Raw genomic sequence first — 21,914 nt, forward strand, 5'->3', positions numbered from 1 at the left:
AGATCCGGGGACATTCGCGTGGATGGATTGAAAAATGTCTTATTTTTCAATGTACGGCACCAGAGTTTCCATGTGGAAAAAAATATTCACAGGTTTATCCACAACGGCTCAGGTGACAGCGCCAAAGAAAAACGCCCCACTCAGCAAGGGGGCGTTCATCAAATGTTAAGGTCTGCAGGCTACGCTGCTTACAGGATCTTGATGTTTGCCGCTTCGATGTCCGCCAGGAAAGCAGCAAGGCCTTTGTCGGTCAGCGGGTGGTTGGCAAGGGATTTGATCACTGCGGGCGGTGCGGTGATGACGTCTGCGCCTACACGGGCACAATCCTGCACGTGGTTAACGGAACGAATGGAGGCTGCCAAAACTTCAGTTTCAAACCCATAGTTGTCATAGATGGTGCGGATGTCTTCGATCAGCTCCATACCATCCAACGCAATGTCATCCAGCCGTCCGATGAACGGGCTGATGAAGGTTGCACCAGCCTTGGCTGCGATCAGTGCCTGATTGGCGGAAAAGCAGAGCGTCACATTCACCTTGTGGCCTTCGTCGCTGAGCGTCTTACAAGCCTTCAGCCCATCCCAAGTCAGCGGCACTTTCACAGTGATGTTTTCGGCGATCTCAACCAGTTTACGGCCCTCGGCAATCATGGCATCGGCTTCAGTGGCTGTCACCTCAGCAGAAACAGGACCCGAAACCAGATCACAGATTTCCTTGGTCACATCCAGAATATCACGGCCAGACTTTTTGATGATCGATGGGTTCGTGGTGACGCCATCCACCATGCCCAGGTCGTTCAGCTCGGCAATGGCGTCGATATCGGCGGTATCTACGAAGAATTTCATGGGCGTTCCCTTTTGTATCGCGGGTTGGCTATTGTCGAGAGAGCGTTTACCTCATGACGCAGGGGGGGGCTAGCCCTCTCGTGGATAATTTCGACTGGTAAAATATATGAGCACTCAGGCTGCGCCGGATCAGGAATATTTCGAAACGGGTGCCTTGGTTGGGGTGTTGACAACCCAACCCCTGGATCGAATTCTCGATTATAAGGCGCCCGAAGGTGGCTGCTGGCAGGGGGCATTTGTTGAGGTGCCCCTGGGGCCGCGCAAGGTTCTGGGTGTTGTCTGGGGCCCGGGCAAGGGGGATTTTGATTACGCCAAAGTGCGCACAATTCTGAAGGTTCTTGATGTGGCACCGATGCGGCAGGAGCTTCAACAATTTCTACTGCGCAGCGCGGAATATACCCTCACGCCGTTGTCGTCCATGTTGCGGCTTGCAACCCGGGCGCCGGGGCTCAGCGACCCGCCGTCGATGCAAAAAATCTACCGGCTGGGTCAGGGAACGCCTGACCGGGTGACCACCGCGCGGACCCGGGTGATTGAGGCACTGACAGAATACGGCGGCCTGTCGTTTACGTTGAAGGAAGTTGCCGAGCTTGCAGGGGTTTCTGCCTCCGTCGTGAAGGGGCTAGTTGCGCAAGGTGTGGTATCGGAAGAGGACCGACCGCGCGATTTGCCGTTTGCCAGGTTGGATCCAAACCACGCAGGAAAAGACTTAACCGAGGCGCAAGACACCGCGGCGGCGACCCTGCGCACCGGCGTCGCCGCCGAAACCTATGGCACCACATTGCTGCATGGGGTGACTGGTTCCGGCAAAACCGAGGTCTACCTTGAGGCCGTCGCTGAATGTCTGGAGAAGGGGCGGCAAGCGCTTGTTTTATTGCCAGAAATTGCCCTGACGGCGGAGTTTTTGACCCGGGTTGAGGCCCGCTTTGGCGCCAAACCTGCCGAGTGGCATTCGGGTGTGACGATGACCGAGCGGCGGCGAATCTGGAAGATGGTCGGGCAGGGCGGCGCACAGATGGTGATCGGCGCCCGCTCTGCCTTGTTCCTGCCTTACCAAAATCTCGGGCTTATCGTGGTCGATGAAGAGCATGACACTTCCTACAAACAAGAGGATGGCGTCCTTTACAACGCACGGGATATGGCAGTTTTGCGGGCCCATTTGTGCGGCGCCCAGGTCATATTGGCAACCGCGACACCTTCGTTGGAAACATGGGCCAATGCGGAGTCGGGGAAATACGGGAAACTGACGCTTGCCAGCCGCTACGGGCCATCGGTGATGCCAGAGATGTGCGCGATTGACATGCGGGATGAAAAGCTACCCTCAAATCGCTGGATCTCGGAACGACTGCGGCAAGAGGTCCTGAAACGGGTAGAAAAAGGCGAGCAATCTCTGCTGTTTATCAATCGCCGCGGTTATGCGCCGGTGACAATTTGCCGAGCCTGCGGACATCAGATCGCCTGTGATCACTGTGATGCGCGCATGGTGGAACACCGCTTTCAGAAACGGCTTCAGTGCCACCAGTGTGGCGAGAGCAAACCGATGCCTGAGGCCTGCCCGAACTGTGAGGTTGAAGGCAAGCTTGCGCCCGTTGGTCCGGGTGTTGAGCGGCTGGCCGAGGAGGCGGCGGAACAATTCCCGGATCAGCGGGTTGTCACCTTGAGTTCGGATATGTTTGGCAGCGCCCGTGCGCTTAAGGCGCAAATCGCCGACATTGCGGCGGGTGGCGCAGATATCATCATCGGCACGCAGTTGGTTGCAAAGGGACATAACTTTCCTTTGTTGACCCTGGTGGGGGTGATCGATGCAGATCTGGGTCTGCAAGGATCGGATCTTAGGGCGGCTGAACGCACCTTCCAGTTGATGCGGCAGGTTGCCGGACGCGCAGGGCGTTCGGAGCGGAAGGGGTTGGCGCTGTTGCAGAGCTATCAGCCCGAACATCCGGTGATCCGTGCAATTCTGGCAGGCAATGAAGAACAGTTCTGGCGCGCCGAAGCGGATCAGCGGCGCCATTCCGGGGTGCCCCCGTTCGGGCGGATGGCAGGGATCGTGATCAGCGCGCCTGATCCGCAGGACGCCTTTGATCTTGGGGCGGAAATGGCCCGTCGCAATGGCCCGCTGCACAGGGTGGGGGCGCAGGTCTTTGGGCCGGCCCCGGCACCGATTGCACGCATTCGCGGGCGCCACCGGGTGCGCCTTCTGGTTAAGGCGGACAAAGGCGCGCCATTGCAGAAAGCGCTGTCACAGTGGGTGCAGCAGTTCAGGATTGGTCCGCAGGTGCGCTTGAGCGTCGATATTGACCCGCAGAGTTTCTATTGAGTGGCCGTTTGGGGGCAGTCGTCTGACTGTTGATCAAACAGAAGGTCGGTGAGGATCGCGCCGATCCACATGAACAAAAGGGCACAGAGCGCCGTTGCCGCAAAAATGGATCCCCCGGTCACACCTGCACCGATTGCGCAGCCACCCGCAAGCATGCCGCCAAATCCCATTAAGGCCGCCCCCAGAATCGCACGCCGCATTGGGGCCACGCCTTGATAGCCTTCAAACCTGAATTCCCGATTAACGATGGCCGCCAAAAACGCCCCGAGAAAGACGCCGGGCACCAGTCCAATGTCGAATTCCAGAACGGTGTTGCGCTCGAGAAAGAACATGAGCGTGTGGGCAGAAGGCCCTGTGAAAGTAGCGCTTTCGATCTGAACGGGATCGAAGGAGACGCGCGAAAGCGCGTGGGTCAGCCCCCAGCCAACTGCAACGGAAAACCCAACCCCAGAGGCAAAGAACAGACGCTGCAGGCCAATTTTGTTCCTGTAACTGAGAATGAGTGCGATTCCAGCACAGAGAAAGCCAAGCCACATTCCGCTGCCTGGGGGGAGGGATAGGGCTGTCAGCGCGTCCAGATTTCTGCCGCCCTCGGTGATCCACAGTTGAGCCAGAAAGTCCCTTGGTTTTGACAAAACGCCAGACAGGGCCATTTGCGCCACAACGGCAAAGATCAGTCCGGAAACAAGGGCGCGGAGGTTTCCCGTCGCGGCCAACACCAGCAAACGGCCTGAGCAGCCGCGTGCCAGGACCATGCCTGCGCCGAACATCAAACCGCCCAGAATGGCCCCCGACCAGGTGCCTGGAACGGCCATGATGCGCGCGTCTTCGGCGTGTAGAAAACCCGCTAGGTCAGCGGTTTGCACCCAAATCACCGCAGTTGAAAAGGTGAGCAACCAGACCGCAACGCGATCGTCCCATTGGCCGCGTGCAAAGGAGACGGTTGCGGCGCGCAGGCAGAAGCGGGATCGCTGCGCGGCAACGCCGAACAGGAGGCCAGTGATCAATCCGAAAAGCGTCGCCGTTTGCGCCTCCCCTAGGGTTTCAACGATGTGCACCAATGTCATTTTGCGGCCCTCTGTTTCAAACATGGTCACAATCGTTTGTTTGAATGTAATTGATCTGCATCAGAAACAGCGGCGGTAACCAGAATTTAACGCAATTGATTTATCTAAACGGTGGCCCCGAGGTTGGGCAGCGCATGGGGCTCATTCGCCGGTTGGGATTTTCGGAAGGGAGCAATGATGGTCTAAAGGTTCTCTGCCTCAGCGCGCCTATGCGCGTTTCTGACGGGGCTACTGTGCGTTTGCACAGGGGGGCGTGCCCTCGCAATTTGTGCCAATTGGGCGTATGGGCGAGGGATGAAACACATTGTCCGCCTTGATAACGCGCAGAGCCTGCCTCTGTGGCGTCGCCCCGTTACACTGTTGTTCCTTATGGCTGCGGCGATGCCCGTTGCCTTTTCGACGTGGTCAGCCCTGCTGAACAACTTTGTAATCGAAATGGCCCAGTTTGATGGCAAGGACATCGGCTGGCTGCATACCGTGCGTGAGATCCCGGGGTTCCTGGCAATTGGGGTGATTGCGCTGATCATGTTTGTGCGCGAGCAGGTCCTTGGCATCGTCTCTCTTGCCCTGCTAGGGGTGGCCACGGCGATTACGGCCTGGTTCCCGTCGATGGGCGGGATTCTGACCATCACCATGCTCAGCTCGATTGGGTTTCACTATTATGAGACGGTGAACCAGTCACTGCAGCTGCAATGGTTGCCCAAAGACCGCGCGCCGCAGACCTTGGGTTGGATTATGGCGGCGGGCTCAGCCGCAACTCTGGTGGCCTATGTTCTGATCGTGCTCAGCTGGGAAACCTTTGGGCTGACCTATAACTTTGTCTACCTGCTGTCCGGTGGGGCCACGGCATTGGTTGCCGTGTTCTGTTACTTTGCCTACCCGCAATTTGAGAGCCCGAACCCGCAGGTGAAAAAGTTCATCCTGCGCAAGCGATACTGGCTCTATTACGCATTGCAGTTCATGGCGGGCGCACGCCGTCAGATCTTTGTGGTGTTTGCCGGGTTCATGATGGTCGAACGTTTTGGTTTCGATGTGCATGAGGTGACCGGCCTCTACCTGATCAATCTTGTCGCCAACATGATCTTGGCGCCGGTTTTCGGCAAGATCGTGGCCCGCTGGGGCGAACGACGCGCGCTTGTCTTTGAATATGTCGGCCTGGTCTCTGTGTTCCTGGCCTATGGCGGCATTTACTGGTTTGGCTGGGGCGTGTTGCTGGCCTCGATCCTCTATGTTCTGGACCATATGTTCTTTGCCTTGGCTCTGGCATTGAAGACGTACTTTCAGAAAATTGCGGATCCGGGGGATATTGCGCCAACAGCCGCCGTGGCCTTCACGATTAACCATATAGCAGCCGTGTTCCTGCCAGCGCTCTTGGGCTACCTTTGGCTGGTGTCGCCGGGGGCTGTGTTCCTGCTGGCGGCTGGCATGGCGGCAACCTCGCTGGCATTGGCTTGCCTGATCCCGCGCCATCCAGAGCCTGGAAACGAAACCATTTTTGCCCGTTTGCGCCGTGCGGCGCCGGCTGAATAGACCTGACTGAACGGAGGCCGATATGGCGCAGACCCCACAGGCAAGATTTACCACCGGTTCTACCATGCGACATGTGGTGGTGATGACCATGACCTCGGCCTTTGGGCTGAGCTTCATGTTCCTGGTCGACTTTCTGGCGCTCTTTTGGGTGAGCCAGTTGAAGGTCGAGATGCTGATCTCGGCGATCGGATTTGCCGCGACGATCCAGTTCTTTGTGCTGTCCTTTGCGATCGGGATGATGATTGCCGGGGTGGCGCTGGTTAGTCGGACATTGGGGCGTGGAAAGGGCGCACGGGCGCGGCGTATTTCCACGGTGATCCTGATCTATTCGGTGGCGATTCAGGCGTTGATCGCGCTGCTGACCTACATCTTTATGGAGCCTTTGCTGCGGTTGACCGGGGCAACCGGGGAAACTTTGCAGGTGGCGCAGGATTTCTTAACGATTTCTTTACCCTCGTTGCCCATTATGGCGGCAGGCATGTGTGCCTCGGCCATTGTGCGGGCGGTCGGGGATGCCTGGCGGTCGATGATGGTGACCGTGATTGGTGGCCTGGTGGCAGTGGTGCTGGACCCGCTGTTCATCATCTATTTCGACTGGGGCGTTGATGGCGCGGCCTGGGCGATTGTGGCGTCGCGTGGGGCGATGGCACTGGTTGGTATCTATTGGGTCATTGCGACCCACAATATGCTGGCGGCTCCGCGGCGTTGGGATTTTGTGGCGTTTCTGGCACCCTATATGGCCATTGCCCTGCCAGCGGTGGCCACTCAGTTGGCGACGCCCTTTGGCAACTGGCTGTTGATCCGCGCTATTGCCGAGCATGGCGACAGTGCAGTGGCGGGGTTTGGCGTTGTGTCGCGTCTGACCATCCTGGGCTTTGGCGGCATCTATGCCTTGTCGGGGGCCATCGGCGGCATCATTGGGCAGAACGCCGGGGCCGGTTTGGGCGACCGTGTGCAGCAGGCCTATAAGGACTCGCTGATTTTCTGCGCGCTCTACACCGGTGTGACCTGGGCCTTGATGGCTGCGTTTGCCGATATGATCGCCAGCGGATTTGGGCTCAGCCCGGAAGGCACCGAGATCGTGAAGACCTTCAGCTACTATGCTGCGGGGACCTTTGTCTTTACCGGCGCGTTGTTTGTGGCCAATGCCACGTTCAACAACCTGGGCAAGCCGGTGTGGGCAACGCTGGCAAACTGGAGCCGCGATGGCATTCTGATGGCCCCGCTGGCCTTTGGCATGGGGGCGCTGTTTGGCGCGGCCGGGGTGATCTGGGCCCAGGCGTTGGCCAACACAGTTGTGGGCGTCATTGCTGCCTGGGTGGCCTGGCGCCACGTGAAGTCAGGCCGTGGCATCGATAAGCCGCGTGTAGGTGGCGACAGTGCCGAGGCGAAAGCTTAGGCCTTACACAGGCCTGTGCCGGGCGTGCGCCCAGTGCCGGTTAATAAAGGACTAAGGCTTGACCCGGGCGGGGGCGGGCCTTAGGCGCTGCGAGGAGAGATTTCCTGATGACCCTGCCCTGGAGGCCCGCAATGCCCACCTATACCGCCCTGACCACCCTGACCGGAAAAGCGCCCGCCGAGGCCCTGGGGGAGGCGATGGAGCGACTGGAGCCTGAACCGACCGGCGTTGGTGTCTTTGAGATTGAGGATGGCTCGGGGCTGTGGGAAGTGGGTGCCTATTTTGTCGAGGCCCCGGATCAGGCCGGGCTGGCGGTTCTGGCGGCCGCCTTTGACGCCAAACCCTTTGCCATTTCCGAGCTGCCGGAAACCGACTGGGTGGCCAAGGTGAAACGTGAACTGGCCCCGGTCGAGGCCGGGAGGTTCTTTGTCTACGGCAGCCATGACGCGGATAATGTGCCGGAAAACAGTGAGCCTTTGTTGATTGAGGCAGCGATGGCATTTGGCACTGGCCATCATGGCACCACACAGGGCTGTCTGCTGGCGCTGGACCGGCTGGACCAGCAGGGCATTGCTTGCGAAAACGTGGCCGACATTGGCTGTGGTACGGCAGTGCTGGCGATGGCGGCGGCGCGGATCTGGCCGAACCCGGCCTTGGCCAGCGACATTGATCCCGTGGCTGTTGAGGTGGCAGAGGCCAATGTGAAGGTCAACAACCTCGAGGGGCGAGTCAACTGCGTGGTGGCGGCGGGCTTTGACGCGCCGGTGCTGGCAGAGGCCGCGCCGTTTGATCTGGTCTTTGCCAACATTCTGAAAGGCCCGCTGATCGACCTGTCGCCGGATATGGCCAAAAGCCTGCAAGAGGGGGGCTACGCGATTCTGTCTGGCATCCTGAATGAGCAGGCGGATGAAGTGATTGGCGTTTATGCACGCAATGGCATCAATCTGGTGCATCGCGAGGAGATTGGTGAATGGACCACGCTCACGCTCAAGAAATAAAGGCGATTTCAGACGCAATTGCAGCGAATTTGGGGCTTTTGCCCCATTTCCGCCACATTTGAAGCGTATAACTTTTACCAGTGTTTGAGTGGGGGCTCGACCATTGGAGGTTGCAATGTCCGACGCGTTTAACGAGTTCGATGACCGGCTTCGCCGGATAGACAAAAACCGCGCAAGGATGAAACAGGGCTATGTCACGGTGGTGGATCGCGACGGCCTGATCGTCACGCGCCCCAAGCGCCGCCGGGCTTCGATGCCCTGGCGCGGGTTTGTGTTTCTGATCTGTGGATTCCTGGGGTTCAAAGCCTTGCTGATGGCCAGCATGGGGTTTGGCAACTACATCGACCGGGTGCAGAAACTGGAACAGGGCGGCGTTGTGGAAATTGCCGGTGCCTATCTGATGCGGCCGGATTCGCTGTCCGAGTATCTGGCGCTGAAATTGCGGCCCTATTTGAAATAGTCTCTGCCGGTACTTTTGCGCCGGTTCTCTCTCCAAAGAAAAGCCCTGCCTGCGGACTGCAGACAGGGCTTTCTCTTTGGGCGCGTCAGCGCAATCCGGTTTGGATCAGGCTTTGGTCGCAACCGCTTCGATGTCGGCGCGGGTCAGGCCAATATCGTCGAGCTCGCGGTCGGTCAGGGCCGACAGGGCTTTGCGGGTGATGCGGGCCTCGTTCCAACCTTCCAGGGTCTCGCGCAGGTGAACTACGGCGTTCACGGCGACGAAGGTGGTACGGGCGATAAGGCTGGCCATTGCGCCAGCCTGATACTGGGTGCGGGTGTTCTCGTAGACAGCCATATCAGGAACCTCGGTGTGTGTTGCGTTACATTAACTGAGACGGCATTTAGAGTGCCTGTTTTAGCCGCACAACTGGGCTGAATTGCATAGTTCCTATGCAGTTTTTGCATGGCTGGTAAACTGCTGTTTCAGTCAATGAAACAAGGGCTATGGAGGGGGTGGGGATGCGTCGTTTTTTGCCAATTTCGTGGCGGAAATAGAACAGGTTTGACGCCTATGGGACAGGCAGGTCGTTTTTGCGACATTTGCTTTCTGCTTGGCGTTTGTTCCCCCTTTGTGCTACTTGATGAAAAAAACAGGCAAAAAAGGGGGGCGGTGATGCGCGTTTTGGGGATCGATCCCGGCTTGCGCAACCTTGGTTGGGGGGTGATTGAGGCCGAAGGCAGCCGACTCACCCATGTGGCCAACGGGGTTTGCCAATCTGATTCTACCGAGGATCTGGCCAAACGGCTGTTGTCGCTGCATGAGCAGCTGACCGACATTTTTGCGCGGTTCCAGCCTGACACGGCAGCGATTGAGCAGACTTTTGTGAACAAAGACGCGGTTGGCACCCTGAAACTGGGTCAGGCCCGTGGCGTCGCCCTACTGGTGCCGGCACAATATGGCGTGAGCGTGGGTGAATATGCCCCCAACAAGGTCAAGAAGACCGTGGTGGGCGTCGGGCATGCGGCCAAACAACAGGTCGACCATATGGTGAAAATGCAATTGCCCGGGGTCGAGATCACCGGGCCGGATGCGGCGGATGCTTTGGCGATTGCCATTTGTCACGCCCATTATACCCGTGGACCCGGTGCTGGGGCGGGGCCGCGATTGAAAGAGGTGCGGGTATGATTGGCAAACTGACAGGTGTTTTGGACTATCGCGGCGAAGATCACGTGCTGATCGACGTGCGCGGGGTTGGCTACATCGTGTATTGCTCGGACCGGACAATGGCGACTTTACCGGGCGCCGGTGAGGCGGTGGCACTCTACACGGATCTGGTGGTGCGCGAGGATCTGATGCAGCTCTACGGTTTCCCGACCTTGCTGGAGAAAGAGTGGCATCGGCTGCTGACCTCGGTGCAGGGGATCGGGGCCAAGGCCTCGCTGGCGATCCTGTCGGCGCTGGGGGCTGAAGGCGTCAGCCGGGCCATCACTCTGGGTGATATTCCAGCGATCAAGGCCGCCAAGGGGGTGGGGCCCAAGACCGCACAGCGTGTGGTGCATGAGTTGAAAGACAAAGCGCCCGGTGTGATGGCGATGGGCGGCACGCTGTCGGCTGCAATGGGAACCGAAGCGGCCGAGCCCGTGGAGGTGATCGAAGACGAAGCCCCCAAGCCCAAACGCAAACCCCGCAAAGCGGCGGAACCCACGGCGGCGCAGCAATCTGCGGTGGCGCAGTCGGATGCGCTCTCGGCGCTGTCGAACCTGGGCTACGCCCCGGCCGAGGCTGCCAGCGCGGTGGCGCAGGCCGCGCAGGAGGCGCCTGAGGCAGACACCGGCACCTTGATCCGACAGGCGTTGAGCCTGCTGGCTCCGAAAGGCTAAGGTGCGGACATGATTGACGCTGATCCCAACCTGCGGCCCGAGCCGCTGCCCGAAGACAATGATCGCGCCCTGCGTCCACAGGAACTGGGTGACTTTATTGGTCAGGCCGAGGCACGGGCCAACCTGCGGGTCTTTATCCAGTCTGCCCGCCAACGTAGCGAGGCCATGGACCACACACTGTTTCACGGCCCGCCCGGTCTGGGGAAAACCACGCTGGCGCAGATCATGGCGCGTGAACTGGGGGTCAACTTCCGCATGACCTCAGGGCCGGTGCTGGCCAAGGCGGGTGATCTGGCGGCGATCCTGACCAACCTCGAAGCGCGTGACGTGTTGTTCATCGACGAGATCCACCGCCTCAATCCGGCGGTGGAAGAGGTGCTCTACCCCGCGATGGAGGATTATGAGCTGGATCTGGTGATCGGTGAGGGGCCAGCAGCCCGCACAGTCCGGATCGAATTGCAGCCCTTCACGCTGGTGGGGGCGACGACCCGTCTGGGCCTGTTGACCACGCCGCTGCGCGATCGTTTTGGCATTCCGACGCGGTTGCAGTTCTATACCGTAGATGAGCTGAATGAGATTGTGACCCGCAACGCCAAGCTGCTGGGGGCGCCTGCCACGCCGGATGGTGCGCGTGAGATCGCCAAACGGTCCCGCGGCACGCCGCGGATTGCCGGCCGTTTGTTGCGCCGGGTGGTGGATTTTGCGGTGGTCGAAGGCGACGGCAGGGTGACACAGGCGCTGGCCGATCATGCGCTGACCCGTCTGGGGGTGGATCATCTGGGTCTGGATGGTGCGGATCGTCGCTACCTCAGCCTGATTGCCGAAAACTATGGCGGTGGGCCGGTGGGCATCGAAACCATCGCCGCCGCCCTCAGCGAAAGCCGGGATGCGCTGGAAGAGGTGATCGAGCCTTTCCTGTTGCAACAGGGGTTGATCCAGCGGACGCCACGGGGCCGGATGCTGGCAGCGAAGGCCTGGCGGCATATGGGACTGGAGGCGCCGCAGCGGTCTGAAACCGGTACAGGGCAGGGCGTGTTGTTCGGTGGCGACGGCAAATAGCGGCAAGCTGTTTGGCTGCGGAGCAAATGAGTATTTGTGGATCATTGAAAGGGGGGGCGCTGGCCCTTTGGTACGGATCACGTTATGCGGGGGCCGTTCCTGCCGATCTGAGGATGTACAATGACGCCTGAAGCCCTGAGCCCCGAAGCCGTTGAAGCGCTGTTCACCCGTGAGAGCGGAGACTATGTTTTTGCCCGTTGGGGCCGGCCGATTGTTCCGGTGGTCTTTGGCGTTGAGGAAGAGACGCTGGAGATCGTCAAAGGTGCGCTGGAAGCGGTTGTGGCGTTGTCGGGCCACAAGCTGGCCGAAACCGATCCCGAGTTGGGCGCCAACCTGATGTTCTTCTTCTTCCAAGACTGGGACGAGCTGTTGGAGGTGCCGAACCTCGATCAGCTGGTGCCGGATCTGGCGGAACTGGTGGGCAAGTTGAAGGTGCAGGATGCCAACCAGTATCGCGGCTTCCGCTTTGATGATCTGGGGGCGATTCAAGCGGCCTTTGTGTTTGTGCGGATGGATGCGCAGATGGCGAAGATGCCGGCCGAAACACTGGCGCTGACGCAAGTCGTTCAAGTGATGTTACTGTGGTCGAACGCGGCCTTTGCTGAAACCTCGCCGCTGGCTGTTGCCGGTGAGAATGTGATCCTCCGTCCCGATGTGGCGGGGGTGATCCGCGCTGCCTATGCGCCGTTGATGCCGGGATCGGACCGCGATCCGTCCCATGCCTTGCGGCTATATGCGCGGCTTCAGGTGCAGGGTGATCTGGTGATCGAGGATGACAGCGATCAGATCCAGCGTGGCGAATGAAACGGCTGTTTCTGGCGCTTGATCTGGCCGAGGAGACCCGGGATGCGCTGATGGCCGTGTCGGAGGGTCTGGGCGTGGGCCGGGAGGTCGAGGAGGCCAATCTGCACCTGACCCTGGCCTTTCTGGATGCGCAGCCAGAGGCGCTGTTGCAGCCCCTGCATGAGGCCCTGTCCGAAATATCCCTGCCGCAGGTGCGATTGCAGTTGCGCGGGCTGGAGGTCTGGGGCGGCAGGCAGCCTTCGGCGCTGGTGATGTTGGCGGAACGGGTGCCGGAATTGATCCACTTGCAGGAAAAAGTGGCGCGGGCGGTACGGCTTGCGGGCGTGGATCTGGGGCGGCGGCGGTTCAAGCCGCACGTGACGCTGGTGCGGTTCCAGCGCGGCTTGCCCGCGGCGGCGCAGATGCGGTTGCAGCGGTTTGTAGCGGCTGATGGGGCGGCCTGTTTGCCTCTTGCGGAGGTCGAGAGCTTTTCACTCTACGAGTCGGTGCTGACGGCGGATGGGCCGGTCTACACCGCCCTGGCGACTTACCCCTTGCAAGCGGTCTAACGCGCTTGCACCGGGCTGCGGGGCTGCTAGGGTGCCGATACTCCTCAAGCGAGAGCAATTTGGCCGATGATCTACGAACTTCCTGTGCGCGTTTACTACGAAGACACCGATATGGCGGGCATTGTCTATTACGCCAACTATCTGCGTTTCATTGAACGTGGGCGCAGCGAATGGGTGCGCGAGATCGGCATGGATCAGAACGCCATGAAGGCTGAGGGCTACGTTTTTGCCGTGCGGCGGGTGGAGGCGGATTATCTGGCTCCTGCGCGACTGGATGATGAGCTGATTGTCACCACCGAAGTCACCCAGGTGACCGGTGCGCGGCTGGTGATGGACCAATGGGTGAAGTGCAATGGCAAAGCTTTGTTTCATGCAGTGGTCACTGTGATCATGATGAATGAAGACGGCCAGCCGGTGCGGATGCCGGCAAATATCCGCCGGATGCTGAACTGAGTAAGCGGAAACCTGACAAATTCGCGTGAAAACAGCGGCAATTCGCGTCGAAGTGACGCCATTTTGTTGCCTTTCCCCTTAGCGATCGGCTAGCCTGCCCTGTAAACAAGGCCTGAACATAACGGGCCATCAGAGCAGAGCAGGCTTATGGAAACAGAAACCCTTGCCTTGGCGCAGGAGATTAACTTCTCCATGTGGGCATTATTCGCACGCGCCACCCTGACCGTGAAACTGGTCATGATTATGCTGATTGCCGCGTCTTTCTGGTCGTGGGCGATCATCTTCCAGAAAGTGATTTCTTATCGGCAGGCCCGCCGCGAGGCCGCGCGCTTTGATCGGGCCTTCTGGTCCGGTGAACCGCTGGACGGATTGTTCGATCAGATCGGCGCAGACCCCAAGGGGCACTCACAGAAGGTCTTTGCTGCGGGTATGATTGAATGGCGTCGGTCACACCGTGATGATGGCGGGCTGATCGCCGGTGCGCAGGCACGAATTGATCGGTCGATGGATGTGGCCATCGCCAAAGAGGCCGAAGGGCTGCAACATGGCCTGCCGGTGCTGGCGACTGTGGGCTCCACCGCTCCGTTTGTGGGCCTGTTTGGAACGGTCTGGGGCATCATGCATGCCTTTATCGGGATTGCAGAACAACAAAGCACCAACCTGGCCGTTGTGGCGCCGGGCATCGCTGAGGCGCTGCTGGCGACCGGTCTGGGTCTGCTGGCCGCTATTCCGGCGGTGATCTTCTACAACAAACTGTCGGCCGACGCGGATCGGATCATCGCGGGCTACGAGGCTTTTGCGGATGAGTTTTCGACCATCCTCAGCCGCCAGCTGGACCTCTGAGCTATGGGCGCGGGTGTGATGAACAATGGCGGAGGCGGCGGGCGTCGCCGACGCCATCGTCGCGGCGGGGCGCAGCCGATGTCGGAAATCAACGTCACGCCCTTTGTGGATGTGATGCTGGTGCTGCTGATCATCTTTATGGTGGCGGCGCCGCTGATGACGGTGGGGGTTCCGGTGGAACTGCCCAAAACCGCCGCCAACGCGCTACCTGGCGAAGAAGAAGAGCCGCTGGCCGTCACAGTGACCGCTGAAGGCACAGTGATGATCCAGAAGACCGAGGTGGCGCGGGCTGACCTGATCAACCGTCTGCGGGCCATCGCGGCGGAACGGGACGGCGACCGTGTGTTCCTGCGGGCTGATGGCGCGGTGCCTTATGAGGATGTGGTGCAGGTCATGGGGGCTTTGAACCGTGCGGGCTTTAGCAACATTGGACTTGTGACGGATACGGGCGGCCCGGCGCTGGATGGCGACACGGCAGACACCGAAGGGAACTGAGCCCAGAGATGAAGACCGGCTATACCATTTCGGGAGTGGCGCATGTTGGCCTGATTGGCTGGGCGCTCTTCGGCGGGAGCTTTGCCCCCACGCCGGAACCTTTTGAGGTGACCGAAGTTGTGGCCATTTCCGAGGCCGAGTTCGAAAGCCTACTGGCCGGCACAGAGCCGCCGGAAACTGTCAGTGACATTGTGGTTCCAGAACAGCCCTTGCCGGATGTAGAGCAACCCGAGCAACCAAGCGCGAGCGCGGTGGATCAGCCGCCCGCCCTGCAGCAACCCGACGAAACACCGCCGCCCCGTCCCGAGACGCGGCCGGTGCCGCCCGAACTGACGCCGCCGACACCCGCTGACGTCAGCGATGATGTTGCGGTTTTGGCACCGCCGTCCGATGCGCCGGAAACGGCGGGGCCGGTGACGCCGGTTCGGCCCAATCCACGGCCCGCCAATCGTGTTGCGCCCGAGGCCGTTGCGCCGCCCGAGCCGGAAGACAAGGTGGCCGATGTTGCGCAGGATCAGGCAACGTCGGATGCGGCGGGTGATGAACAGCTGCCCGATCAGGAAAAGACCGTTGAGGAAGCAGCCAACACCGAGATCGTGACCGAGGCCGAGCAGGGCGAAAGCACCGCCCCGTCGCGTTCGTTGAGGCCCAAAGCCCGGCCCAACCGGCCGCAGCGCCCAGCTGAAACTGAAACAGCGGATCGCACACCGGACAGCACACCAGATACCCGTTCGGCGGTCGACGATCTGCTGGCGGGGCTGGCCAATGACACCGAGACCCCAACACCGGCGCGGCCTTCGGGGCCGCCGCTGACCTCGGGCGAAAAGGATGCCTTAAGGATTGCGGTGCAGAAATGCTGGAACACAGGCTCACTTTCGACGGAAGCGCTGAAGACAACCGTTGTTGTCGGGGTGAGCATGAACGAAGACGGCACGCCAGACACTGGCACCATTCGCCTGATCGAAAGCCGTGGCGGCGCAGGTGGCTCGGTTAATCAGGCGTTTCAGGCGGCTCGACGGGCGATTATCCGCTGTGGTGCCCGTGGTTTCAGCCTGCCGTCTGACAAATACGAACAATGGCGTGATATAGAAATGACATTCAATCCGGAGAACATGAGGATCAAATGATCAAACGTTTCCTGACCCTCCTTGCGGCCGCTCTGGCCTTTGGCCTGCCGACCCTTGGCACGGCGGCCCCCCTTCGGATCGAGATCACCGAGGGTGTGATCGAACCGCTGCCCATCGCAGCGCCCGATTTCGTCGCCGAGACCGGATCCGCCGCCCAGCTGGCCAAAGACATTGCCCAATTGGTGGCTGATGACCTGTCCGGCACCGGCCTGTTCCGCGAAATCCCCGAAAGCGCCTATATCAGCGGCATCACCAGCTTCTCCAGCCCGGTGCAATTTGCCGACTGGAAAGCGATCAATGCACAGGCGTTGGTCACCGGGGCGGTGAGCCTGCAGTCGGGTGGACGTCTGACCGTCAAGTTCCGCCTCTATGATGTCTTTGCTGGCACTGAGCTGGGCAGCGGATTGCAGTTCTCCGGCACACAAGACGGTTGGCGCCGGATGGCCCATAAGGTTGCTGATGAGGTTTACAGCCGGATCACCGGTGAAAGCGGCTATTTCGACAGCCGTGTGGTTTACGTCAGTGAAACCGGCCCCAAGAACGACCGCAAGAAACGTCTGGCGATTATGGATTATGACGGGGCGAACCTGCAGTTCCTGACCGACAGCCGGTCGATTGTTCTGGCGCCTCGGTTCTCGCCCACGGGCGACCGGATCCTCTACACCTCTTACGAAACCGGCTTCCCGCGGATTTACGTTCTGGATGTGGCTTCGGTCCGTCGCCGCGTGCTGGAACAGCAGTCCGGCACCATGAGCTTTGCGCCGCGGTTCTCTCCGGACGGACAGGATGTGGTCTATTCGCTGACCCAGGGCGGCAATACCGATCTTTACAAGATGAGCATTTCGTCAGGCCGCTCGCAGCGCTTGACCTCGGCGCCGTCGATTGAAACCGCGCCCAGCTTCAGCCCCGATGGCAGCCGGATCGTGTTTGAAAGTGACCGCAGCGGCACCCAGCAGCTGTACATTATGGACGCCAATGGCGGTGAGCCAAAACGGATCAGCTTTGGCAAAGGCCGTTACGGCACCCCGGTCTGGAGCCCGCGCGGGGATCTGATCGCCTTTACCAAACAGAGCAAAGGCCGTTTCCACATCGGCGTGATGCGGATTGACGGTTCCGAAGAGCGGTTGCTCACGGCTTCGTTCCTTGACGAGGGGCCCAGCTGGTCCCCCAATGGCCGCGTGATCATGTTCACCCGTGAAACCCAAGGTGCTGGCGGTGCGGCAAGCCTTTATTCGGTGGACATCACCGGACGCAACCTGAAACGTGTCCGTACCCAGGGCGGCGGGTCGGATCCGGCCTGGTCGCCACTGCAGAACTGAAGACCGGCCCGCGCCTTCCTGCCGATCAGGGGACGCGGGCGATGACGCCGTTTCCAGAGTGGAAACGATATGATAATGAAAATAAAACAAGATCAGTCGAGCGGGGCAATCTTATGAAATTTCTGGCACGGGCAATGATGCTGACCTCTGTTTTGGCAGTGGCAGCCTGTACAAACGGCGGCTTTGGCGGCGATGACGTTTACCTCAGCGGGGATCCTGCCGGGGTGGAAGACGGCTCGGCCAATGATCCGCGCTCGCCGCTATATTTCCAGCAAACCGTCGGGGACCGCGTGTTCTTTGCCGTCGACCAGTCCACCGTTTCGGCAGAAGCCGCGGCTGTTTTAGACCTGCAAGCGGACTGGCTGCTGCAGAACATGGATTACACCGCCGTCATCGAAGGCCATGCAGATGAGCAGGGCACCCGGGAATACAACCTTGCCCTCGGGGCGCGCCGTGCCAATGCGGTGCAGGAATATCTGGTGCAACGCGGCATTGCCTCAAACCGGCTGAAAGTGGTGAGCTTTGGCAAGGAACGCCCGATTGAGATCTGCTCGGAAGAGGCGTGTTATTCCAAAAACCGCCGCTCAGTGACCGTGCTGTCAACCGGTCTATCCAGCTAAGCCGACAATACCGCGGCCCCAGGAAGAAAGACGAGGACCCCCATGCGTTGGATCGTTGCAGCAACCTGTATTGCACTGGCCGCCCCCGTGACGGGGGCCTTCGCGCAGGACCGCACGCAGACCCTGGCTGATATCCGGCAGGAACTGTCGGTGCTTTATGTTGATCTGCAACGGCTGAAGCGGGAACTCAGCACCACGGGCGCGCCGTCGGGTAATTCCGGCGGCTCGATCCTGCAACGGGTCAATGCGATTGAGGGCCAGATGCAGCGGCTGACGGCGAAGACCGAAGAGCTGGAGTTCCGCATCTCGCGTATCGCCGAAGATGGCGGCAACCGGGTAGGCGATCTGGAATTCCGCCTGTGTGAGCTGGAAGAGGGCTGCGATATTGCCGCGCTTGGCGATGGCTCTACCCTCGGCGGCAATCCGGACGCAGAGGTGGTAAACCGCGACGGGGGTGTCACCGAAACGCCTGAACTTGCGATCGGCGAAGAGGCCGATTTCGAACGCGCCGATGCCGCGTTGAACGCAGGCGATCATGACACGGCCTTGGCGCTACTGGATCAGTTTATCGGCACCTATCCCGGCAGCCCGCTGACCGCCCTGGCGCATCTGATGCGCGGCGATGCCCTGGCGGCAACCGGCAATGAGACCGGCTCGGCCCGCGCTTATCTGGAAAGCTTCAGCGCCGCGCCGCAGGGCGACAGCGCCCCGGAAGCGCTCTACAAACTTGGGTTTTCGCTCGGCAAACTGGGCCAGACCTCGGAGGCCTGCGTGACCCTGGCTGAGGTTGGCGTACGCTTCCCCGGTTCGGATGCCGTCGGCGTTGCCGAGGCCGAACGTGCCCGCCTGTCCTGCACATGAGCGCCGCTGATCCGGCGACGCTGATCAAGACAGCGTTGCGGGATCTGCCCGATGGCCCTTTGGGGCTGGCGGTTTCTGGCGGGAGTGATTCTCTTGCGATGATGGTTCTTGCGGCGCAACACGCGGCGCAGTCCGGCCGCTCTGTAAAGGTGGTGACGGTCAACCACGGTTTACGCGTCGCTGCAGCTGAGGAAGCCGATTTTGTGGCCGGGGTCGCAGGCGGGCTTGGCCTATCGCATGACACATTGTTGTGGCAGGGCTGGGACGGGCAGGGCAACCTGATGGACCAGGCGCGTCAGGCCCGCTACCGGTTGATGGCCGAATGGGCTGCGCGATCCGGCGTTGCAGCGGTCCTGCTGGCGCATACCCAGGACGATCAGGCGGAAACCCTCTTGATGCGGTTGGGCCGAGGTGCCGGTGTTGACGGATTGTCGGCCATGCGGTCTGGGTTTGAGGTAAACGGCATGTTGTTTTACCGGCCGTTGCTGGAGGCAAGTCGCAACAGCCTGCGTGAGGTTTTGTGGAGAAATAGACAGCGCTGGATCGATGATCCCAGCAATCAGGACGATCAATTTACCCGTGTCCGCATGCGCAAGGCTTTGTCTGAGATGGCCGAAGCCGGCCCGACAGCACAGGAACTGGCGCAGAGCGCCACCCATCTGGCGGCAGCCAAAGAGGCGCTGAACTGGGCGGTGGCCCGGTTCGCCGAAGATCATGTGCGTCAGCAGGCGGGGGATCTTTTGATTGCGGCCGCGCCATTCGCCACTTTACCTGCAGAGCTGCAGCGCCGCCTGTTGCGGCACGCCCTTGCCTGGGTCAGTGGCGACGGTTACGGCCCGCGCGGCGCAGCGCTTGCAGGGTTCTGCACAGCGGCTTTGGCGGGGGAACCCGCAACGCTGTCAGGGGTGCGGATGACCCACCGCAAGGGGGACATTTACCTCTACCGCGAATTGGCTGCGGTCAAAGCTGGGCCTGTCGAGGGGCAAGATACTTTCGATTCCCGTTGGCAGATTAACGGTCCGGTAAGGGACGGGGTGTATATTGGCCCTCTCGGAAAGGAGGGTTTGAAACTTTGTCCCAATTGGCGCGAATCTGGCCGCCCGGCGGCGGCCCATCAGGCAGATCCGGCGATCTGGCAGGACAATCGGCTGATTTCCGCCCCATTGGCCGGCTTCTTGCAGGGCTGGCAGGCAGATCTGCTGCCTAAATTCAGGGATTTTGCCAAATGGCTGGCGATACGTTGAACACAGGCGCATGATCTCTATTTAAGTAGGGTGCCGCCTGTGATACCTGCGGTGGCGACCGAAGATTGGGAGATTTTCCTTGGGCAACGCGAAAAATATCGCCTTCTGGGTGGTTCTGTTCCTGCTGGTGCTGGCCCTGTTCAACCTGTTTAGCGGGTCGGGCAACTCTCTGCAGAGCAATTCCATCCCTTATTCCGAATTCGTGCAAGCGGTGGATGAGGACAAAGTCAGCTCCGTTACGCTGGACGGTGAAACTGTGCGCTTCCTTGGCACCGATGGTCGCGACTACGTGACGATCAAGCCGGATGACGCCGAAGTCACCAAAATGCTGATCGCTGAAAACATTCCGGTGACGGCCGAAAGCCAGACCCAGTCAGGGTTCCAGACTTTCATTCTGTCCCTTCTGCCCTTCCTGCTGCTGATCGGTGTTTGGATCTACTTCATGAACCGGATGCAAGGCGGCGGCAAAGGCGGCGCGATGGGTTTTGGTAAATCCAAGGCCAAGCTGCTGACCGAAAAGAACGGTCGTGTGACCTTTGACGACGTTGCGGGTATCGACGAAGCCAAAGAAGAGCTGGAAGAGATCGTGGAATTCCTGCGCAACCCGCAGAAGTTCAGCCGTCTGGGCGGCAAGATCCCCAAAGGTGCGCTGCTGGTGGGCCCTCCGGGCACCGGTAAAACCTTGCTGGCGCGGGCGATTGCCGGCGAAGCGGGTGTACCCTTCTTCACCATTTCGGGCTCGGACTTTGTGGAAATGTTTGTGGGTGTTGGCGCGTCGCGTGTCCGCGACATGTTCGAACAGGCGAAAAAGAACGCCCCGTGCATTGTGTTCATCGACGAAATTGACGCCGTAGGCCGCCATCGTGGCGCTGGTTACGGCGGTGGCAACGATGAACGTGAGCAGACGCTGAACCAGCTGCTGGTTGAGATGGACGGTTTTGAGGCCAACGAAGGTGTGATCATCATCGCGGCCACCAACCGGAAAGACGTGCTGGACCCCGCATTGCTGCGTCCGGGCCGTTTCGACCGCCAGGTCACCGTTGGCAACCCTGACATCAAGGGCCGCGAGAAGATCCTGGCCGTACATGCGCGCAAAACCCCGCTGGGCCCTGACGTGGACCTGCGCATCATTGCCCGCGGGACGCCGGGGTTCTCGGGTGCTGACCTGATGAACCTGGTGAACGAGGCCGCATTGATGGCCGCACGTGTGGGCCGTCGGTTTGTCACGATGGAGGATTTCGAATCCGCCAAGGACAAAATCATGATGGGCGCCGAACGTCGCTCCATGGTGATGACCGCTGAGCAGAAAGAAATGACGGCTTATCACGAAGCGGGCCATGCGCTGGTGGGTTTGAAATTGCCGAAATGTGACCCGGTCTATAAGGCCACCATTATCCCGCGCGGTGGCGCATTGGGGATGGTGATGAGCCTGCCGGAGATGGACCGTCTGAACTGGCACAAGGATGAATGTCACCAGAAACTGGCCATGACTATGGCGGGCAAGGCGGCGGAAATCCATAAATACGGGGCCGATCACGTCTCCAACGGTCCGGCGGGCGATATCCAGCAGGCCAGCCAGCTGGCGCGCGCGATGGTGCTGCGCTGGGGCATGTCCGACAAGGTGGGCAACATCGATTACGCCGAGGCGCACGAAGGGTATTCGGGCAACACCGGCGGCTTCTCGGTCTCCGCCAATACTAAAGAAATGATCGAAGACGAGGTGAAGCACTTTGTTCAGGAAGGTTACGATCTGGCGTTTAAGATCGTGACCGAGAATGAGGAAGAGTTTGAACGTCTGGCCCAGGGTCTGCTGGAATATGAAACCCTGACCGGCGAAGAGATCAAACGTGTGATGCGCGGCGAGCCGCCACATGCCGGGGAAGATGAGGACGACAATGAGGATGCGGGCAACGCACCTTCGGTCACCGCCATCCCTAAAACCAAGCCGAAGGCCAAGCCATCCGGCGACGGCGGCATGGAACCGGAAATGAGCTAAGGCTCACCGATCAACCCCCGCTCCGGCGGGGGTTTTTCTTTGACGGGGGCAAAACTGGGGACCCTCCCTA

22 protein-coding genes are annotated in these 21,914 nt (G+C 60.2%); 19 read left to right on the plus strand and 3 right to left on the minus strand.

Features of this window, described 5'->3' with window-relative positions:
• Positions 1 to 188: 188 nt before the first annotated feature.
• A complete protein-coding gene (fsa, locus tag SIC14_RS11270) occupies positions 189 to 842 on the minus strand; it encodes a fructose-6-phosphate aldolase (RefSeq protein ID WP_412562033.1) in 654 nt (217 codons plus the stop codon).
• 106 nt (positions 843 to 948) lie between these two features.
• On the opposite strand from fsa, the gene SIC14_RS11275 reads away from it, so the two are divergent.
• The gene (locus tag SIC14_RS11275; protein ID WP_412562034.1) at positions 949 to 3,159 is read left to right on the plus strand and encodes a primosomal protein N'; all 2,211 of its coding nucleotides are present in this window, start codon (positions 949 to 951) and stop codon (positions 3,157 to 3,159) included.
• Here SIC14_RS11275 and SIC14_RS11280 read toward each other — a convergent pair.
• A complete protein-coding gene (locus SIC14_RS11280; RefSeq protein ID WP_412565857.1) occupies positions 3,153 to 4,226 on the minus strand; it encodes a YeeE/YedE family protein in 1,074 nt (357 codons plus the stop codon). The genes SIC14_RS11275 and SIC14_RS11280 overlap by 7 nt on opposite strands.
• 294 nt (positions 4,227 to 4,520) lie before the next feature.
• Here SIC14_RS11280 and SIC14_RS11285 point away from each other — a divergent pair, with 294 nt between their 5' ends.
• From SIC14_RS11285 to SIC14_RS11300, 4 genes are all read left to right on the plus strand, one after another.
• Positions 4,521 to 5,756: an MFS transporter gene (locus SIC14_RS11285; RefSeq protein ID WP_412562035.1), complete on the plus strand. Its 1,236-nt coding sequence runs from the start codon at positions 4,521 to 4,523 to the stop codon at positions 5,754 to 5,756.
• A 22-nt stretch (positions 5,757 to 5,778) separates the two neighbouring features.
• Positions 5,779 to 7,155 carry an MATE family efflux transporter gene (locus SIC14_RS11290; protein ID WP_412562036.1) on the plus strand — a complete coding sequence of 459 codons (1,377 nt, stop codon included), beginning with the start codon at positions 5,779 to 5,781 and terminating at the stop codon, positions 7,153 to 7,155.
• Between the two features lie 131 nt (positions 7,156 to 7,286).
• Positions 7,287 to 8,153 carry a 50S ribosomal protein L11 methyltransferase gene (locus tag SIC14_RS11295; RefSeq protein WP_412562037.1) on the plus strand — a complete coding sequence of 289 codons (867 nt, stop codon included), beginning with the start codon at positions 7,287 to 7,289 and terminating at the stop codon, positions 8,151 to 8,153.
• Between the two features lie 115 nt (positions 8,154 to 8,268).
• Positions 8,269 to 8,613: a hypothetical protein gene (locus tag SIC14_RS11300; protein ID WP_412562038.1), complete on the plus strand. Its 345-nt coding sequence runs from the start codon at positions 8,269 to 8,271 to the stop codon at positions 8,611 to 8,613.
• 105 nt (positions 8,614 to 8,718) lie between these two features.
• Here SIC14_RS11300 and SIC14_RS11305 read toward each other — a convergent pair whose 3' ends face one another.
• Entirely contained in the window at positions 8,719 to 8,949 is a 231-nt protein-coding gene (locus SIC14_RS11305; protein ID WP_412562039.1) for a DUF1127 domain-containing protein, read from the minus strand.
• Positions 8,950 to 9,267: 318 nt separating this feature from the next.
• Here SIC14_RS11305 and ruvC point away from each other — a divergent pair, with 318 nt between their 5' ends.
• The 14 genes from ruvC to ftsH all read left to right on the plus strand — a co-directional run bounded on the left by ruvC (position 9,268) and on the right by ftsH (position 21,844).
• Positions 9,268 to 9,780, plus strand: coding sequence for a crossover junction endodeoxyribonuclease RuvC (gene ruvC / locus SIC14_RS11310; RefSeq protein WP_412562040.1), 513 nt, complete (start codon positions 9,268 to 9,270; stop codon positions 9,778 to 9,780).
• Positions 9,777 to 10,475, plus strand: a complete 699-nt coding sequence (ruvA, locus tag SIC14_RS11315; RefSeq protein WP_412562041.1) for a Holliday junction branch migration protein RuvA — start codon at positions 9,777 to 9,779, stop codon at positions 10,473 to 10,475. The genes ruvC and ruvA overlap by 4 nt, the downstream gene beginning before the upstream one ends.
• 9 nt (positions 10,476 to 10,484) lie before the next feature.
• On the plus strand, positions 10,485 to 11,534 hold the full coding sequence (gene ruvB, locus SIC14_RS11320) for a Holliday junction branch migration DNA helicase RuvB (protein ID WP_412562042.1): 1,050 nt from the start codon (positions 10,485 to 10,487) through the stop codon (positions 11,532 to 11,534).
• 120 nt (positions 11,535 to 11,654) lie between these two features.
• On the plus strand, positions 11,655 to 12,338 hold the full coding sequence (locus SIC14_RS11325) for a hypothetical protein (RefSeq protein ID WP_412562043.1): 684 nt from the start codon (positions 11,655 to 11,657) through the stop codon (positions 12,336 to 12,338).
• Positions 12,335 to 12,886: an RNA 2',3'-cyclic phosphodiesterase gene (thpR, locus tag SIC14_RS11330; RefSeq protein ID WP_412562044.1), complete on the plus strand. Its 552-nt coding sequence runs from the start codon at positions 12,335 to 12,337 to the stop codon at positions 12,884 to 12,886. Before SIC14_RS11325 ends, thpR begins: the two co-directional genes overlap by 4 nt.
• 66 nt (positions 12,887 to 12,952) lie before the next feature.
• Positions 12,953 to 13,339 carry a tol-pal system-associated acyl-CoA thioesterase gene (gene ybgC / locus SIC14_RS11335; protein ID WP_412562045.1) on the plus strand — a complete coding sequence of 129 codons (387 nt, stop codon included), beginning with the start codon at positions 12,953 to 12,955 and terminating at the stop codon, positions 13,337 to 13,339.
• Positions 13,340 to 13,486: 147 nt separating this feature from the next.
• The gene (gene tolQ / locus SIC14_RS11340; protein WP_412562046.1) at positions 13,487 to 14,182 is read left to right on the plus strand and encodes a protein TolQ; all 696 of its coding nucleotides are present in this window, start codon (positions 13,487 to 13,489) and stop codon (positions 14,180 to 14,182) included.
• Between the two features lie 3 nt (positions 14,183 to 14,185).
• Positions 14,186 to 14,677 carry a protein TolR gene (tolR, locus tag SIC14_RS11345; protein ID WP_412562047.1) on the plus strand — a complete coding sequence of 164 codons (492 nt, stop codon included), beginning with the start codon at positions 14,186 to 14,188 and terminating at the stop codon, positions 14,675 to 14,677.
• A gap of 8 nt (positions 14,678 to 14,685) precedes the next feature.
• Positions 14,686 to 15,804: an energy transducer TonB gene (locus tag SIC14_RS11350; RefSeq protein WP_412562048.1), complete on the plus strand. Its 1,119-nt coding sequence runs from the start codon at positions 14,686 to 14,688 to the stop codon at positions 15,802 to 15,804.
• Positions 15,801 to 17,123, plus strand: coding sequence for a Tol-Pal system beta propeller repeat protein TolB (gene tolB, locus SIC14_RS11355; RefSeq protein WP_412562049.1), 1,323 nt, complete (start codon positions 15,801 to 15,803; stop codon positions 17,121 to 17,123). Before SIC14_RS11350 ends, tolB begins: the two co-directional genes overlap by 4 nt.
• A 113-nt stretch (positions 17,124 to 17,236) precedes the next feature.
• Complete coding sequence (pal, locus tag SIC14_RS11360) at positions 17,237 to 17,743, plus strand: peptidoglycan-associated lipoprotein Pal (protein ID WP_412562050.1); 507 nt, start codon at positions 17,237 to 17,239, stop codon at positions 17,741 to 17,743.
• A gap of 42 nt (positions 17,744 to 17,785) precedes the next feature.
• On the plus strand, positions 17,786 to 18,604 hold the full coding sequence (gene ybgF, locus SIC14_RS11365; protein WP_412562051.1) for a tol-pal system protein YbgF: 819 nt from the start codon (positions 17,786 to 17,788) through the stop codon (positions 18,602 to 18,604).
• Complete coding sequence (tilS, locus tag SIC14_RS11370) at positions 18,601 to 19,848, plus strand: tRNA lysidine(34) synthetase TilS (RefSeq protein WP_412562052.1); 1,248 nt, start codon at positions 18,601 to 18,603, stop codon at positions 19,846 to 19,848. Before ybgF ends, tilS begins: the two co-directional genes overlap by 4 nt.
• Positions 19,849 to 19,927: 79 nt before the next feature.
• The gene (gene ftsH, locus SIC14_RS11375; protein ID WP_412562053.1) at positions 19,928 to 21,844 is read left to right on the plus strand and encodes an ATP-dependent zinc metalloprotease FtsH; all 1,917 of its coding nucleotides are present in this window, start codon (positions 19,928 to 19,930) and stop codon (positions 21,842 to 21,844) included.
• The last annotated feature ends 70 nt before the right edge of the window (positions 21,845 to 21,914 follow it).

Origin of the sequence: Thalassobius sp. MITS945101 (genome assembly GCF_047123305.1) — a bacterium.
Classification (GTDB): Bacteria; Pseudomonadota; Alphaproteobacteria; order Rhodobacterales; family Rhodobacteraceae; genus Thalassobius.

Excerpts from the sequence above, each read along its gene's own strand:
- ybgC (WP_412562045.1), top strand. The coding sequence starts at position 12,953 with ATGATCTACGAACTTCCTGTGCGCGTTTACTACGAAGACACCGATATG.
- ruvB (WP_412562042.1), top strand. The coding sequence starts at position 10,485 with ATGATTGACGCTGATCCCAACCTGCGGCCCGAGCCGCTGCCCGAAGAC.
- ruvA (WP_412562041.1), top strand. The coding sequence starts at position 9,777 with ATGATTGGCAAACTGACAGGTGTTTTGGACTATCGCGGCGAAGATCAC.
- fsa (WP_412562033.1), bottom strand. The coding sequence starts at position 842 with ATGAAATTCTTCGTAGATACCGCCGATATCGACGCCATTGCCGAGCTG.
- SIC14_RS11325 (WP_412562043.1), top strand. The coding sequence starts at position 11,655 with ATGACGCCTGAAGCCCTGAGCCCCGAAGCCGTTGAAGCGCTGTTCACC.
- SIC14_RS11300 (WP_412562038.1), top strand. The coding sequence starts at position 8,269 with ATGTCCGACGCGTTTAACGAGTTCGATGACCGGCTTCGCCGGATAGAC.
- tolQ (WP_412562046.1), top strand. The coding sequence starts at position 13,487 with ATGGAAACAGAAACCCTTGCCTTGGCGCAGGAGATTAACTTCTCCATG.
- ruvC (WP_412562040.1), top strand. The coding sequence starts at position 9,268 with ATGCGCGTTTTGGGGATCGATCCCGGCTTGCGCAACCTTGGTTGGGGG.
- SIC14_RS11280 (WP_412565857.1), bottom strand. The coding sequence starts at position 4,226 with ATGACATTGGTGCACATCGTTGAAACCCTAGGGGAGGCGCAAACGGCG.
- SIC14_RS11275 (WP_412562034.1), top strand. The coding sequence starts at position 949 with ATGAGCACTCAGGCTGCGCCGGATCAGGAATATTTCGAAACGGGTGCC.
- thpR (WP_412562044.1), top strand. The coding sequence starts at position 12,335 with ATGAAACGGCTGTTTCTGGCGCTTGATCTGGCCGAGGAGACCCGGGAT.
- SIC14_RS11350 (WP_412562048.1), top strand. The coding sequence starts at position 14,686 with ATGAAGACCGGCTATACCATTTCGGGAGTGGCGCATGTTGGCCTGATT.
- SIC14_RS11305 (WP_412562039.1), bottom strand. The coding sequence starts at position 8,949 with ATGGCTGTCTACGAGAACACCCGCACCCAGTATCAGGCTGGCGCAATG.
- SIC14_RS11290 (WP_412562036.1), top strand. The coding sequence starts at position 5,779 with ATGGCGCAGACCCCACAGGCAAGATTTACCACCGGTTCTACCATGCGA.
- SIC14_RS11285 (WP_412562035.1), top strand. The coding sequence starts at position 4,521 with ATGAAACACATTGTCCGCCTTGATAACGCGCAGAGCCTGCCTCTGTGG.
- pal (WP_412562050.1), top strand. The coding sequence starts at position 17,237 with ATGAAATTTCTGGCACGGGCAATGATGCTGACCTCTGTTTTGGCAGTG.
- tolB (WP_412562049.1), top strand. The coding sequence starts at position 15,801 with ATGATCAAACGTTTCCTGACCCTCCTTGCGGCCGCTCTGGCCTTTGGC.
- SIC14_RS11295 (WP_412562037.1), top strand. The coding sequence starts at position 7,287 with ATGCCCACCTATACCGCCCTGACCACCCTGACCGGAAAAGCGCCCGCC.
- tolR (WP_412562047.1), top strand. The coding sequence starts at position 14,186 with ATGGGCGCGGGTGTGATGAACAATGGCGGAGGCGGCGGGCGTCGCCGA.
- ybgF (WP_412562051.1), top strand. The coding sequence starts at position 17,786 with ATGCGTTGGATCGTTGCAGCAACCTGTATTGCACTGGCCGCCCCCGTG.
- tilS (WP_412562052.1), top strand. The coding sequence starts at position 18,601 with ATGAGCGCCGCTGATCCGGCGACGCTGATCAAGACAGCGTTGCGGGAT.